11 protein-coding genes are annotated in these 14,274 nt (G+C 44.1%); 8 read left to right on the forward strand and 3 right to left on the reverse strand.

Going from position 1 to position 14,274, the window contains the following annotated elements; all coding sequences use genetic code 11:
- Positions 1-186 precede the first annotated feature (186 nt).
- Genes BHC51_RS03470 through purE form a run of 4 tightly spaced genes read left to right on the forward strand, consistent with a single transcriptional unit; the run spans position 187 to position 2,281 of the window.
- Positions 187-372, forward strand: a complete 186-nt coding sequence (locus BHC51_RS03470; protein ID WP_100100274.1) for a DUF3460 family protein — start codon at positions 187-189, stop codon at positions 370-372.
- Positions 373-389: 17 nt separating this feature from the next.
- Complete coding sequence (locus BHC51_RS03475) at positions 390-1,058, forward strand: class I SAM-dependent methyltransferase (RefSeq protein WP_100153323.1); 669 nt, start codon at positions 390-392, stop codon at positions 1,056-1,058.
- Positions 1,059-1,088: 30 nt separating this feature from the next.
- Positions 1,089-1,757 carry a tetratricopeptide repeat protein gene (locus tag BHC51_RS03480; RefSeq protein WP_100123257.1) on the forward strand — a complete coding sequence of 223 codons (669 nt, stop codon included), beginning with the start codon at positions 1,089-1,091 and terminating at the stop codon, positions 1,755-1,757.
- Between the two features lie 26 nt (positions 1,758-1,783).
- Positions 1,784-2,281: a 5-(carboxyamino)imidazole ribonucleotide mutase gene (gene purE / locus BHC51_RS03485; protein ID WP_100153324.1), complete on the forward strand. Its 498-nt coding sequence runs from the start codon at positions 1,784-1,786 to the stop codon at positions 2,279-2,281.
- A gap of 1,434 nt (positions 2,282-3,715) precedes the next feature.
- Here purE and BHC51_RS03490 read toward each other — a convergent pair.
- The 3 genes from BHC51_RS03490 to gltX all read right to left on the reverse strand — a co-directional run bounded on the left by BHC51_RS03490 (position 3,716) and on the right by gltX (position 8,289).
- Positions 3,716-5,380: an AMP-binding protein gene (locus BHC51_RS03490; protein WP_100135614.1), complete on the reverse strand. Its 1,665-nt coding sequence runs from the start codon at positions 5,378-5,380 to the stop codon at positions 3,716-3,718.
- A 151-nt stretch (positions 5,381-5,531) separates the two neighbouring features.
- Positions 5,532-6,638: a tRNA 2-thiouridine(34) synthase MnmA gene (gene mnmA, locus BHC51_RS03495; RefSeq protein WP_100153325.1), complete on the reverse strand. Its 1,107-nt coding sequence runs from the start codon at positions 6,636-6,638 to the stop codon at positions 5,532-5,534.
- A 259-nt stretch (positions 6,639-6,897) separates the two neighbouring features.
- Entirely contained in the window at positions 6,898-8,289 is a 1,392-nt protein-coding gene (gene gltX, locus BHC51_RS03500) for a glutamate--tRNA ligase (protein ID WP_180296422.1), read from the reverse strand.
- Between the two features lie 111 nt (positions 8,290-8,400).
- Between gltX and BHC51_RS03505 the strand changes: the two genes are divergently transcribed.
- From BHC51_RS03505 to gabD, 4 genes are all read left to right on the forward strand, one after another.
- A complete protein-coding gene (locus BHC51_RS03505) occupies positions 8,401-9,402 on the forward strand; it encodes an asparaginase (RefSeq protein ID WP_100123259.1) in 1,002 nt (333 codons plus the stop codon).
- Between the two features lie 398 nt (positions 9,403-9,800).
- Positions 9,801-11,003 (forward strand): sugar efflux transporter, encoded by a 1,203-nt coding sequence (locus BHC51_RS03510; protein ID WP_100153327.1) that lies wholly within the window; start codon positions 9,801-9,803, stop codon positions 11,001-11,003.
- 437 nt (positions 11,004-11,440) lie between these two features.
- Positions 11,441-12,715, forward strand: a complete 1,275-nt coding sequence (gene gabT / locus BHC51_RS03515; RefSeq protein WP_100100265.1) for a 4-aminobutyrate--2-oxoglutarate transaminase — start codon at positions 11,441-11,443, stop codon at positions 12,713-12,715.
- Between the two features lie 82 nt (positions 12,716-12,797).
- Positions 12,798-14,255: an NADP-dependent succinate-semialdehyde dehydrogenase gene (gene gabD / locus BHC51_RS03520; RefSeq protein WP_100100304.1), complete on the forward strand. Its 1,458-nt coding sequence runs from the start codon at positions 12,798-12,800 to the stop codon at positions 14,253-14,255.
- The last annotated feature ends 19 nt before the right edge of the window (positions 14,256-14,274 follow it).

Raw genomic sequence — 14,274 nt, forward strand, 5'->3', positions numbered from 1 at the left:
AAAATACTCGTGTGCCGCAGCAAACACGACCGACAAAATCGGCATAGTATAACCTATCTGTTCGCCTCTCATCATTATCCTGCTGCTAAAACCAGTACAATCAGGCCAGCATCTACACCAATACAGTCTAATTTGTATATAATAATACCTTCGTTTCTGAATAAAACATGCAAGAAGAAACCAACTATGTACAATTATCAGTCTGACACTACCCAATTTCTGAATGAATTTCTGGCTAAACATCCGGAAGAAGCGCAGGTTCAGCTAAAACATCGCAGCATGCTATGGGATGTTCAGCTCAATCCGGAAGATGAAGCCAACTTCGCTGCAGCCAAACTGCCGAAAAAAGGCTATCCCTATCTGACTGAGTAATTACCGGCCTACTTTTCATGAGCCAACACGCTTGCCTGAATACTCCCGCACTGGAACAATATCTGGCTGGAATTAATCCTGCAGAAGAACCATTGCTGGCACAGTTGCGTGCTGAAACTGCACGGCATCGCAAGGGTGCCATGAGTATTGCACAGGAACAGGCAAAATTAATGGTATGGCTGGCACAACTGATTCAGGCGCGCAACTATCTAGAAATAGGGGTTTTTACCGGTTACAGTAGCACGGCAATGGCACTGGCACTGCCCGAAGATGGGCAAATTACAGCCTGCGACATCAATGTTACCTATACGGATATTGCCCGCCGTTACTGGCAGCAGGCTAATGTTAGCCACAAAATACAGCTACACCTGCAACCGGCATTAATCACCTTGGATCAACTGATTTCCAGAAATCAGATCAACCATTACGACATCGCCCTGATAGACGCCGACAAAACACCTACCCCACATTATTTTGAACGCTGCCTGCAACTGGTTCGCCCCGGCGGCATAATTGCCATCGATAATGTACTATTGCATGGCCGTGTTGCTCAGGCAATTCATGGCAGTGAATCTGAAAGTGTCCGCATCATGCGCCAGTTTAACGCCGGCCTGATACACGATCAGCGTATACATCCGCTCACTATACCGCTCGGCGATGGCCTAACACTTATTCAGAAAAAATAATAACAACTACTTAGAGGAGAAAAGCACTTCATGCCACTTTTAAACTATCGGTATTTCAGCTTGGCGCTGCTGGCTATTCTCACCATCAGCGCATGTAATACCCTACCTCCTTTCTCGGACACAACAGTTACCGTTGCGGCAAGTGAACCACCTTCTGACTCCACGCAGACTGCTGACCAGTTCAGCCAAGTTCAGGCACAATTGGCTAACCTGCAAATCCAGATGAATGATCTGCAAAATCAGGTGAACGATATTCGCCAGCAACAGACAACCCTGTCGCGCTATATGAATATACATATTCCGGTCAGTGGAGTCAGCACAACCAGAGATCCCGCTGCTAACGATAATACCAGCGACGCACGCCATTTATACAATGCAGGGCTTTATGCACAAAGTATTCGACTGCTTAAACATGCTGACAGTGGTGGTGATGGTGATACTCTGGCACAAGAACGCATGTGGTTACTCCTGCAAAGTCATGCCCGATTAAATAATTGCGAATCGGTTATCAATATTGGCACACGCTTTGCCAGTCTGTTTCCGCAGAACAGCCAAAGTCCCAATGCCCTGTCTCTGGTGGCGCAATGTCAAATACATTTACAGCAACAGGATATTGCCCTTACCACCTATCAGCATATTATCAACACTTATCCCAACAGCAGTGCAGCCATCAAAGCCAGACGTCATTTAAAAAAATAACCCTCTATCAGCAAATAAGGTACAGCATGAATACTCCATTAATCGGCATCATCATGGGCAGTAACAGTGATTATCCCGTGATGCAGCAGGCAGAACAGTTTTTGCAACAGTTCAATATTCCATATGAGATACGTATCGTTTCCGCCCATCGTACCCCGGATTTAATGTTTGAATATGCTGAAAGTGCGCGTGCGCGTGGTTTAAAAGCGATTATTGCCGGTGCCGGAGGCGCAGCTCACCTACCCGGCATGGTAGCCGCCAAAACCACTGTTCCAGTTCTGGGTGTACCTGTTCCGAGTAAATATCTGCGTGGTGAAGATTCATTACTGTCTATTGTGCAAATGCCTAAAGGAGTGCCCGTAGCCACATTCGCTATTGGTGAGGCTGGTGCAGCCAACGCTGCTCTGTTTGCCACTTCCCTGCTGGCCAATGACAATCCCCAGCTAGCGCAAAAACTGGCCGATTTTCGCGAAAATCAGAAACAAAGCGTACTGGATATGAATCTACCTAGCCAGCCAGCCTGATTGCCATAACTTCTGTAGTTATCTTCTGAATAACAGACCATTCTGAACAGAATTCAAGATTGCTACTACAAGCCTTTTATTCAGATAACACTCTTAATATTACTGTTACCATAACACATACACCCTCCTCATTCAGATTAGGTATCACACCGGTACCTATCTGCGGCTATGTTGCCAAACTATTGCAAAACAACAGCACAAAATGAATATATTTAATAAAACACAGAAGTATAAATATATTAATTAGCCAAAGAGAATATCCGCCTTCTAAATCAAAGCTCATCAGATAAGATACAAGCGATAAAACATATTATTAAGATTTAGTTAATACAGTTTAGTAGAAGATAGCTATTATTGAATATTTAAAGAATGTTCCATGTAAACAATAAATAACCATCTATTAAAATAATGGAATCGTAATAATACATACAACAGTCAGCCATCATTTAATAAAAACGGTGTACAAATACTCCATTTTACGCAAGGTATTGTTTGGAATCAGGATGAACAGTTGGTTTATATTGCAATCAGCCTTGGAATAAGTTCAGATAAACAATTAACTTTTATTGATCAGTTAATCTAAAAGTTAATATAAAAATATGACGATGACAATAAAATTAAAAACCTAAAATCTGTCGAATATATTATTAAACTTAATGGTTTTCTCATTGAATGAAATAAATTTTCAAATTTTAGATTCAATATAAATTTCTGGTCTTTTATGCCATATGTGGAACCAAGCGCCTACAAAAAATCTAGCCTAAGTTTAACCATCTATCGTTTACTGCCACTAATCCTTATTAATTGCAAATTCACCAATGGTTTTAAAATTAAATAACCTGACTAAAACAGCCTATGCATAATAAATTTAAAAGAATAATGACATATACAACAGCAATTTCTTATCAAATAACAAACAGATCAGCCATATTGATATGTGAATTTATTGCTTGTCTTTAAACGCTTAGCTATATACATAATATTTAATTTTCCATTTTCACCAATAACTTTGTTACATAGAAATAAACATTATTGCTACTTGCGAAGCCACATCGATTAGTACAGAATCTATTTTTCAAATACTTAAAAGAAATTATTTTCTTTAAAATTCTAAAAACCATTATAAACATGAACAATGGTTAATTAAAATACTCATAGACAAATTAGTTAATATATAAACTAATTTCATTACCTAAAAATATAAATTAGATTTGAGTAAAGTTTAATCATAGCTAAATATCACAAATTAAGCTGACTAATAGCTGATTACAAAACTTATCAGCATAATCATTTTTATTCACATTTTATGCTATAGCTATTAGCATTTCATTGTAACAGAACCAACTATTATCCTATCTGTAGATAATACACCCGCATAGAATAAAAACGGTTACCACATAATCGCAGTAACCGTTTTCAATGCATCATAAAGAGTTATTTTTCGGTACGTAAGTCCTTACGCAAAATCTTCCCTACCGCAGATTTGGGTAACTCAGTGCAGAACTCAATATCTTTTGGTACTTTGTAGCCAGTCAGATTCTGGCGACAATAGGCAATAATCTGTTCACGTGTCAGATTCGGGTCGCGTTTTACCACAAATAATTTAATCGCCTCACCGCTTTTCTCATTGGGTACACCAATACAGGCTACTTCCAATACTTCGGGCATAGCGGCTACTATTTCTTCCACTTCATTCGGATAGACATTAAATCCTGATACCAGAATCATATCTTTCTTCCGATCAACCAGTCGCACAAAGCCTTTGGCATCAATTTCAGCCATATCGCCAGTAGCCACAAAACCACGACTATCCAGTACTTTGGCAGTTTCTTCCGGCCGGTTCCAGTAGCCCTTCATAACTTGCGGCCCCTGCACCCATAATTCACCTACTTCACCAATACCCAGCACCTTACCATTATCATCACGGATTTCTATATCCGTATTTGATACCGGCAAACCTGCCGTACCCGTGTATTCTGGATTGTTCAATGGATTGGCACATACGCCCGGACTGGCTTCAGTTAGACCATAAGCATCGATAATCGGTACACCGGTAATGGCTTTCCATTCCTGCGCTACCGCTTTCTGAGTTGCCATCCCGCCACCCAGAACCAGCTTCCACGATGAAAAATCAATATTTTTGAATTCTTCATTGTGGATCAAGGCATTAAACAGAGTATTGACCCCACTCATCACCGTTACCCGATTATTTTTCAATACTTTAACCAAAGCATTGATATCACGCGGATTGGTAATCAAAATATTTTTGGAGCCAGCATTAGCAAAAATCATGATATTCACTGTAAGTGAAAAAATATGATACAGAGGTAATGGAGTTACCACCACTTCCTGCCCCGGCGTCAGGTTGGCTTTAATCCATTCTGATGCCTGTTGCATATTAGCCACAATATTGCCATGCGTCAGCATTGCCCCTTTAGAAATACCTGTCGTGCCACCGGTATACTGCAATAAAGCCAAATCCTCCAGTGCCAGTGGTACCGGAGTAAAGCGCTGTTTTTTCCCCAATGCCAATGCTTGCAGAAAAGTAATTGACTGAGGAATATGAAATGGCTTCACCATTTTTTTAACTTTGCGCAGCACGAAATTGACTATGGTGCCTTTCAGCCAGCCAAGCATATCACCCATACTGGCGACAATAACCTGTTTGATTGCTGTTTTCGCCAAAACATCAGCCACTGTATGCGCAAAATTTTCCAGCACAATAATGGTAGTAGCGCCCGAATCAATCAGTTGATGTTCCAGCTCGCGTGGTGTATACAGAGGATTGACATTTACCACCACGCCACCAGCCTGCAATACACCAAACACAGCAATCGGATATTGCAATACATTAGGCATCATAATTGCCACCCGCTCACCTTTTTGCAGCTTCAGTACATTCTGCAAATAAGAAGTAAACTGATTCACATAAGTAGCAGTTTGCGTATAAGTAAGCGTTGTGCCCATATTGGAAAAGCTTGGCTGCGAGCTAAACTTCTTCACGCTGGTGTGCAGCACATCAATAATCGATGAATAAGCACGCACATCCACCTCTGCCCGCACCCCTTCCTGATAACTTTGTAACCAGATTTTTTCCATTATCTTTTATCCTTTGCAACGATGCGGCTGATTTAAAGCGAAGTAAAGAAATTTCAGATGAAACCAACTGCGAAGAAAACATCAAACCAGAACTTTGGCATCATTGCTAGCAAGATGACTGCCTGTATCCAGACAGTCTGTTGAAATCAAACTAATTATTATAAATACTGTGGCTATCGGTATCCTTGATGATACCACCACCCAGACAAATATCGCCAGCATATAGTACCGCAGACTGCCCGGGAGTCACTGCCCATTGCGGTGCATCAAACACCAGCTCGACGCAATCATCATCCAGATAACGCAAAGTAGCTTGTGCATCCGGCATCCGGTAGCGGGTTTTTACCCCGTAACGACCTTCGGCCGGACGCTCTGGAGTAGTAAAACTCAAATCATGCATAATCAGACTGTGGCTAAATAACAGCGGGTGATCGTGCCCCTGCACAACCAGAAGCTCATTACGCGGCAGGTTTTTACCAGCTACAAACCAAGGTTCACCATCACCGCCGATACCCAGGCCTTTACGCTGTCCCAGTGTGTAATACATCAGACCTTCATGTTCGCCCACCACCCTGCCTTCCGGTGTCTTCATCGCACCCGGATTGGTAGGCAGATAACGTTGTAAAAACTGTCTGAACGGCCGCTCACCAATGAAGCATATGCCTGTGCTGTCTTTTTTCTTTGCTGTCGGCAATTGTGCCTGTTCAGCCAGCAGGCGTACCTGAGATTTTTCCAGGTCACCCAGCGGAAACAGAGCACGTTGTAACTGATAGGGCTGTAGACGATACAAAAAATAGCTCTGGTCTTTATTCTGATCCAGCCCTTTAAGCAGGTAGTGCACACCATCACGCACATCCTTACGCGCATAATGTCCGGTAGCAATTAAATCAGCGCCACCGGCAAGAGCATGTTCAAGAAAGCACTTGAATTTAATTTCAGCATTACACAGCACGTCTGGATTAGGTGTACGCCCAGCCTTATATTCCTGCAAAAAATATGCAAAAACATTGTCTTTATACTGTCCGGCAAAATTAACAATATCGATATCCATACCAATCAGATCGGCCACTGCTACCGCATCAAGTGAATCCTGCTTGATGGAGCAATACTCGTCATCGTTATCGTCTTCCCAGTTTTGCATGAAAACACCGCGCACATCATAACCGCCCTGTCTGAGCAGCCAAGCAGTAACCGATGAATCCACACCACCGGACATACCAACAACAATACGTTGCGATAAATTTGCTTTTGTATTCATTTAAATCCATCCAAAACCGGCGCAGATTGTGCCATAGCCGGAACATAGCCACAACCTACCGGCATAACCAATCCTGCATCAAACTAACTTTCTGTTAGCATAAATGAACAATACTAAGCAATAACAAGTATATTGCTTACATATTAAAACATTTAGCAAACACCGCTAGAATAAACAACACAGGCTGCTGGCATTGCATTATCTGCCCATATGGGCAAACAATAACAACACCGGCAGCCTGTACAAATGCAAATCAGACTCAATTCTGGCGCAGACGGCGCAATACTTCATCACGTCCCAGTAACGCCAGTACCTGATCAATCGAAGGAGTTTTACCTGTGCCACATACAGCCAAACGCAAAGGCATACCCAATTTACCCATTTTAATGTTTTCTGCTTCACAAAATGGCGCAAACAGCGCATGAATACTTTCCGCATCCCATTGCGTTAACTGCTCAAGTTCAGTAGCAAAGCGCTGCATACGCTCAGGAGCATCTGCATCCCAGTGTTTGGCTACTTCTTTCTCACCCGGAGTGGCTTTCGCATAAAAATATCTGCATTCTTCAGCCAATTGATTTAAATCCTGAGCACGCTCCTTAACCAGTGCCAATACATCGGCTAAAGCCGGTTGTTCGGTAGCCTCAATACCCAACAGTGCCAAACGTGGGCGCACCAGTTCTGCCAGACGGACATCATCGCTAGCCTTAATATGCTGCGCATTCAGCCACAACAGTTTCTCATGGTCAAACCGGCTGGCTGACGGGCTGACATCCTTTAAATCAAACCATTCAACAAATTGTGCCATCGTGAAGAATTCATCATCACCATGTCCCCAGCCCAGCCGAGCCAGATAATTCAGCAAGGCTTCCGGTAAAATACCTTGTTTATCATAATCAACCACACTCACTGCATCTCGGCGCTTACTCATTTTCGCGCCTTTTTCATTCAGTATCATCGGTAAATGAGCATATTGCGGCAGTGTGGCTCCCATGGCACGCAGAATATTTATCTGTTTGGGAGTATTATTGACATGATCATCACCACGGATTACCTGTGTGATACCCATATCATAATCATCTACGACAACACAGAAATTATAAGTAGGCGTACCATCAGCACGTGCAATAATCAGATCATCCAAATCCTGATTAGCAATAGCGATATGTCCTTTAACCAAGTCATCCCACGCTGTTTCACCAGTTAGCGGCATTTTAAAACGCACCACCGGCTGCACACCATCAGGTATAGGCGGTAAGGTTTTACCCTCATCTGGACGCCAGCGGCGATCGTACCAGAAATGCTCGCCACGTGCTTCAGCTTCCTGCCGCATCGCTTCCAGTTCTTCACGGCTGGTATAATCATAATAGGCATGGCCGGATGCCAGCAATTCACGCAGAACCTCCGCATAGCGTTCAAAGCGCTGTGTCTGGTAAAACGGACCTTCATCATAGTTTAAACCTACCCAGTGCATACCATCCAGAATTGCCTGCACCGATTCGGCCGTAGAACGTTCCAGATCTGTGTCCTCAATGCGTAACACAAATTTACCCTGATGTTTACGCGCAAACGCCCATGAAAATAAAGCTGTGCGCACACCGCCAATATGCAGAAAACCGGTAGGACTAGGAGCAAAACGAGTACGTATCATGATAACCATTCAGACACAGAAAAACCGCTATTGTACGCGCAAGCAGCGCTAAACAAAACCCGTTCGTGCTATGCTTGCAACTGATACTTTCTACTGTCTGAAAGGCGGATATACATGACAACGCCGAAACATGTCGCTGTTTACTACACCGGCGGCACCATAGGTATGCAGCAAACCCCTGCCGGACTGGCACCAGCAGCCAATCTTGCCAGTCTGGCTGCACCCATCTTTCAGGAATACAGTCATCAGCTTCAGTGTGACTGGTTTATCTGCGAACCATTAATCGACTCTTCGGCCATTACTCTGGACAACTGGCAGACGTGGCTCAATTGGATAGATAGTAAGGCTGCCGATTATGATGGTCTGCTGATCCTGCATGGTACCGATACCATGGCTTACAGTGCCAATATCATTGCACTGGCACGGCCACAACTTAGTATTCCTGTCATTCTTACCGGCGCCATGCTGCCACTGGCTGCGGATAATAGTGATGCGCCACTGAATCTGCACACTGCGCTGGCTGCTTTCAGCCTGTCTGGTTTTACCCAGACAGCGATTGCCTTTAACGGCCAGCTCTGGCCAGCTATTGGCAGCAGTAAAATCAGTACGGAGCGAGCAGAGGCATTTGCCAACCCACAATTTGGCACACTGGCACAGTGGTCGGCAACAGATGGCTGGTTTAATACCAATTTGCCTGTCGGCACACCACCTGCTGCGCCTGTGCGCTATAGCATTAGCTCATCTGCCAGAATTCACTGTTTTACCCTTACTCCGGGTGCCAATCTCGACATGATTACTGCCAGCCTCACCCATAACCCGCCCGATGGCGTGGTTTTGCAAAGCTATGGCAATGGTAATACGCCAGCAGATGCCGGTTTTCTGGCTGCAATCAGGCACCTTGACCAGCAATCAATACCTGTTCTGAATATCAGTCAGGTTTTGCAAGGTTGTACCTCAGCGGTTTATGCGCAAGGGCATGAACTACGTACAGCCGGCATTATTAACGGCGGGAGATGTAATCTGGAAACTGCACTGGCCATCCTGACTCTGGCCGCAAGCAATCACTGGAACAAGGAACAGATTGAAAACTTACTGCATCAACAGCATCTGCTCTGAACCATTTTGTCAGCGCAGGATTATTCGTTTAATTTAACAATGTTTAATCCTGCACTCTTTAATCCAGATTAATAATTAAGCCAAAATCATAAATAACATACCATCAAGATTTAAAAGATTTGTCTGAATAAATAATCCCTATTTAAAAGCATTTATAATAATCGACCTATTATCTCTCCGATCGTCGCTTACTTTTACCGTCATTCAAATGCTGGCTTCAAGCATACGCATATCAGATAAATAATAAAAATTTAACGCCAGATATCAACCTAATTAACAGATTAACAATAATTTATCTTATTCATGCTTTAAGCATCAGCTTATTCAGGTAGAATTTTAGCTATCCATCAGCATCAGGTGTGATATAACTCTTTATTTTCTGAATAGAAAAGTTAAACGTGGAAGAGAAAACTGCTATAAAACAAAAGACTTATATTATTTTGGGTTCTTTTCTGGTAGCGGCATTTATCATTGGTATTGCCGGTGCCTTACAGGCGCCTACTCTCAGCCGCTATCTGACCGAGGATGTTAAGGTAAATCCCTATCAGGTAGGGCTGTTTTATTCAATCAATGCTATTGCCGGAATAGTAGTGAGCTTTTTGCTGGCACAATACTCGGATAATAAAGGTATACGACGCAATATTATTTTATTCTGCTGCCTGATGGGCATTGGCAACTGTATTACATTTGCATTCTCGCGCCAATACCTGATATTGGTCACTGTCGGTATCTTTTTTTCCGCACTCACTTCGGCAGCCATGCCACAGATTTTTGCCTCAGCACGCGAATATACCGATCAAACTGGCCGCAATGTTGTGGTATTCAATGGCATTTTACGGGCACAGTTATCATTGGCGTGGGTAATCGGACCTCCCTTGTCATTTGCGCTGGCGGTAAATTATGGTTTTACCACCATGTATCTGAGTGCCGCAGCAATGTTCTTTGTAGCCTTGCTAATTGTTTTTCTGTTTTTTCCTGCCATCAGGCGTCCTGCGCCTGTGAGCAAACAGCAAGAGCAGAAAGAAAAGATTTTCAGTAATCGCAATGTACTTCTGCTTTTTATCGCCTCAATCAGCATGGGTACGGCCAATATGATATATATAATTGACATGCCTTTGTATATCGACAGCATCCTGCCCGATTCACCCTCTTTACCCGGACATCTAATGGGTATTGCCGCAGCGATTGAAATTCCTGCCATGCTGGTGGCCAGTATGCAGGTGCCGCGTTTTGGTAATAAAAATCTGATTTGCTTTGCTGTTATTTGCGGCATCATATTTTATATCGGCATGATTTTTACCCAGAACGAATTAATGCTGATAGCACTACAATTGTTCAATGGTCTTTTTATTGGCATCGTGGCCAGTATCGGTCTGATTTATTTTCAGGATTTACTGCCCGGGCGCCCTGGTGTTGCCTCTACGCTGTTTAATAACTGTATGTCTTGCAGTATTATTCTTGCCGGTATGCTACAGGGAGTAATTTCTGCCAATTTTGGCCATCATGTGATTTATGTGATTGCACTGGTAATGGTATCTGTTTCCTTTGTGTTTTGTCTGATTATCGACAAGCCTGTCCGCGTAAAGGTACAGAACAGCTAACCAAAGAAATTCTATCCTCATCTGAATTTTTAGCGTAACAGCATATCGGTTTGATATCTTTTCAGGCTAAACCGGCATGGTTTAGCCATATTCCTGACAAAGCCAGTTGCCCGATAGAATATCGGTACAAATAATCCTCTATCTATAAGAATATCTGCATAAAATAAGCAATCATTAATACAAGTTGCCAATACTCATGGCATCAAAATCATTTAATCTTATTGATATGACATTTTTGCCTATAATCTATGCTACAGTACTCTCTCTGGCCGGATTGACAGCATAAATTTAATCCCGTAACTTGCCAGAATAAGGCTGTTGCCCCTGCTTGACTGACTGATTTCAGCCAGCTGATTATATTGTTACAACGCACATCATACCGATTGTATGCACACTATACCTGCTTATGCCGGTCTACATTTTTCTGGAGAGAAATTATGAATCAAACAAACAACGTCCGCCAACGTCAACTTGCTGCCGCCCCTCGTGGTGTCGGCTTTATGTGTGATTTTTACATTGACCATGCCAAAAATGCCGAGTTCTGGACTCCTGAAGGCAAGCGTTATATCGATTTTGCCGGCGGAATTGGCGTTCTGAACACCGGCCATCTACATCCTAAAGTGCAACAGGCAGTGGCTGCCCAGCTACAGAAATTTTCACATACCTGCTTTAATACCGTGCCGTATGAGCTGTATGCCAAAGTAGCAGAAAAAATCAATGCCCGCGCTCCCATTGCCGGTGATAAACGCACCATGTTTGTGACCTCCGGAGCTGAAGCAGTTGAAAATGCCATTAAAATTGCACGCGCCTATACCAAAAGACGTGGTGTAATTGCATTTAATGGTGCTTTTCACGGGCGAACCAATCTGACTATGGCCTTAACCGGTAAAATTGCCCCTTATAAAGTGGATTTCGGACCATTTCCGGCCGACATCGTGCATGCTCCCTATCCCAACGCCTTACATGGCGTTAGTGTAGAAGATGCGCTACATGGTCTGCACAATATCTTCAAATGCCATCTGGCTGCCAGTGATGTTGCTGCAATCATTATCGAAGTGGTACAGGGTGAAGGCGGCTTTAATGTCACACCAAACGAATTCCTGCACGCCTTACGCCAGTTGGCTGATGAACATGGAATTGTACTCATTTTTGATGAAATCCAGTCTGGCTTTGCCCGCTGCGGCAAACTGTTTGCCACCGAACTGACCGGCGTACAGCCAGATTTGATGACTATTGCCAAATCTCTGGCCGGTGGTTTTCCCTTGTCTGGAGTAGTGGGCAAGGAGGCCATCATGAACGCCCCTGTAGTTGGTGGTCTCGGAGGTACTTATGCCGGCAGTCCACTGGGACTGGCTGCTGCCGATGCCGTTATCGATGTTATAGAAGAAGAACAATTATGTGAACGCGCCAATATTCTGGGTAACCGGCTAAAGGAACGCTTCAACCGCCTGAAACAATCCATTCCGGCTATTGCCGAAGTACGCGGTCCCGGTTCAATGGTTGCCATGGAACTAATCAAACCGGGTAGTACCGAACCAAACCCTGAAATGACCAAAAAAGTACAGCAACTGGCACTAGAAAACGGCCTGATGATTCTGACCTGCGGCCAGTACTACAACGTGATTCGCTGCCTGTATCCGTTAACCATCGAAGACAACGTGTTTGATGAAGCACTGAATATTCTTGAAGCCGCCCTGTATCAAGCTCAATAATATCCAGTGTCTGGAGGCTGCCAATACAAACTGGTTTACTGGCAGCCTGTTGTGTCTGTTTCAGTTACTTTGGGAAAAACCTATGCAATTGCATGATTCTGCACTATTAAAAACACAGTGCTATATAAATGGTCAATGGCTGGACGCCGATAACGGCGCAGTTATTTCTGTGATTAATCCGGCTAATGGAGACAATCTGGCAGATGTGCCCCGAATGGGCGCAGCAGAAACAGAACGTGCCGTAGCAGCAGCTCATCAGGCACTGAAACCATGGCAGGCTAAATCAGCCAAAGAACGCAGCAATCTGCTGCGCCGCTGGTTTGAACTGATGATGCAACATCAGGAAGATCTGGGCATCATACTGACTTCAGAACAGGGGAAGCCACTGGCTGAAGCCAAAGGCGAAATTGCTTATGGTGCTTCCTATCTGGAATGGTATGCAGAAGAAGCCAAACGCATTTATGGTGACACCATTCCTGCTCCGGCAAACGACAAACGGATCATGGTATTAAAGCAGCCCATCGGCGTATGTGCAGCGATTACCCCGTGGAACTTTCCAAACGCAATGATAACACGCAAAATTGCACCAGCTCTGGCAGCGGGCTGTACTTTTGTTATTCGCCCTGCTTCACAAACACCACTATCAGCACTGGCCATCGCCGAGCTGGCACAGCGCGCCGGTATTCCTGCAGGTGTGATAAATGTGATTACCGGCAGCTCAAGTGAAATTGGCAAGGTATTAACCGAAGACGACCGGGTTAAAAAATTCAGCTTCACCGGTTCCACCGAAGTAGGTCGCAAACTGATTGCCCAATGCGCCAGCACCGTAAAAAAAATCTCCATGGAGCTGGGCGGTAATGCACCTTTCATTGTCTTTAATGATGCTGATATCGATGCAGCAGTTGAAGGTGCCATGATTTCCAAATTCCGTAATGCCGGTCAAACCTGTGTCTGCGCCAACCGCATATATGTACAAAGCGCAGTATACGACCAGTTTATTACCAAACTGGCACAGGCTATTGCCAAACTGAAAATCGGCAATGGGCTGGAACAAGGTGTAACTGTTGGCCCACTGATTGACGCAAGTGCAGTCAACAAAGTTCAGGAACACATTACTGATGCCGTTGGCAAAGGTGCAGAAATCGTTACCGGCGGGACAGCAGATCATCATGGTGAACTGTTCTTTCAGCCTACCTTACTGAAAAACGTTACTCAACAGATGAAAGTTGCCCGCGAAGAAACTTTCGGCCCGCTGGCACCGGTATTCCGCTTTGAAACCGAAGAAGAAGTAATTAACTGGGCAAATGATACCGAATTCGGATTGGCCAGCTATTTCTATAGCCGTGACATCGGCCGGATTGTGCGTGTCAGCGAAAATCTGGACTATGGCATGGTGGCCATCAATACCGGCCTGCTTTCAAATGAAGCAGCTCCGTTTGGCGGAGTTAAGCAATCTGGTCTTGGACGTGAAGGTTCCAAATACGGCATTGAAGATTACGTTGAAATCAAATATGTACTTCTTGCTGGCATAGACCAGTAAACCTAGAATCTGTGGCAGC

It is taken from the genome of Snodgrassella alvi (assembly GCF_002777745.1).
Lineage (GTDB): Bacteria > Pseudomonadota > Gammaproteobacteria > Burkholderiales > Neisseriaceae > Snodgrassella > Snodgrassella alvi_D.

Coding starts and splice junctions, on each gene's coding strand:
- BHC51_RS03470 (WP_100100274.1), top strand. CDS start 187: ATGTACAATTATCAGTCTGACACTACCCAATTTCTGAATGAATTTCTG.
- BHC51_RS03475 (WP_100153323.1), top strand. CDS start 390: ATGAGCCAACACGCTTGCCTGAATACTCCCGCACTGGAACAATATCTG.
- BHC51_RS03480 (WP_100123257.1), top strand. CDS start 1,089: ATGCCACTTTTAAACTATCGGTATTTCAGCTTGGCGCTGCTGGCTATT.
- purE (WP_100153324.1), top strand. CDS start 1,784: ATGAATACTCCATTAATCGGCATCATCATGGGCAGTAACAGTGATTAT.
- BHC51_RS03490 (WP_100135614.1), bottom strand. CDS start 5,380: ATGGAAAAAATCTGGTTACAAAGTTATCAGGAAGGGGTGCGGGCAGAG.
- mnmA (WP_100153325.1), bottom strand. CDS start 6,638: ATGAATACAAAAGCAAATTTATCGCAACGTATTGTTGTTGGTATGTCC.
- BHC51_RS03505 (WP_100123259.1), top strand. CDS start 8,401: ATGACAACGCCGAAACATGTCGCTGTTTACTACACCGGCGGCACCATA.
- gabT (WP_100100265.1), top strand. CDS start 11,441: ATGAATCAAACAAACAACGTCCGCCAACGTCAACTTGCTGCCGCCCCT.
- gabD (WP_100100304.1), top strand. CDS start 12,798: ATGCAATTGCATGATTCTGCACTATTAAAAACACAGTGCTATATAAAT.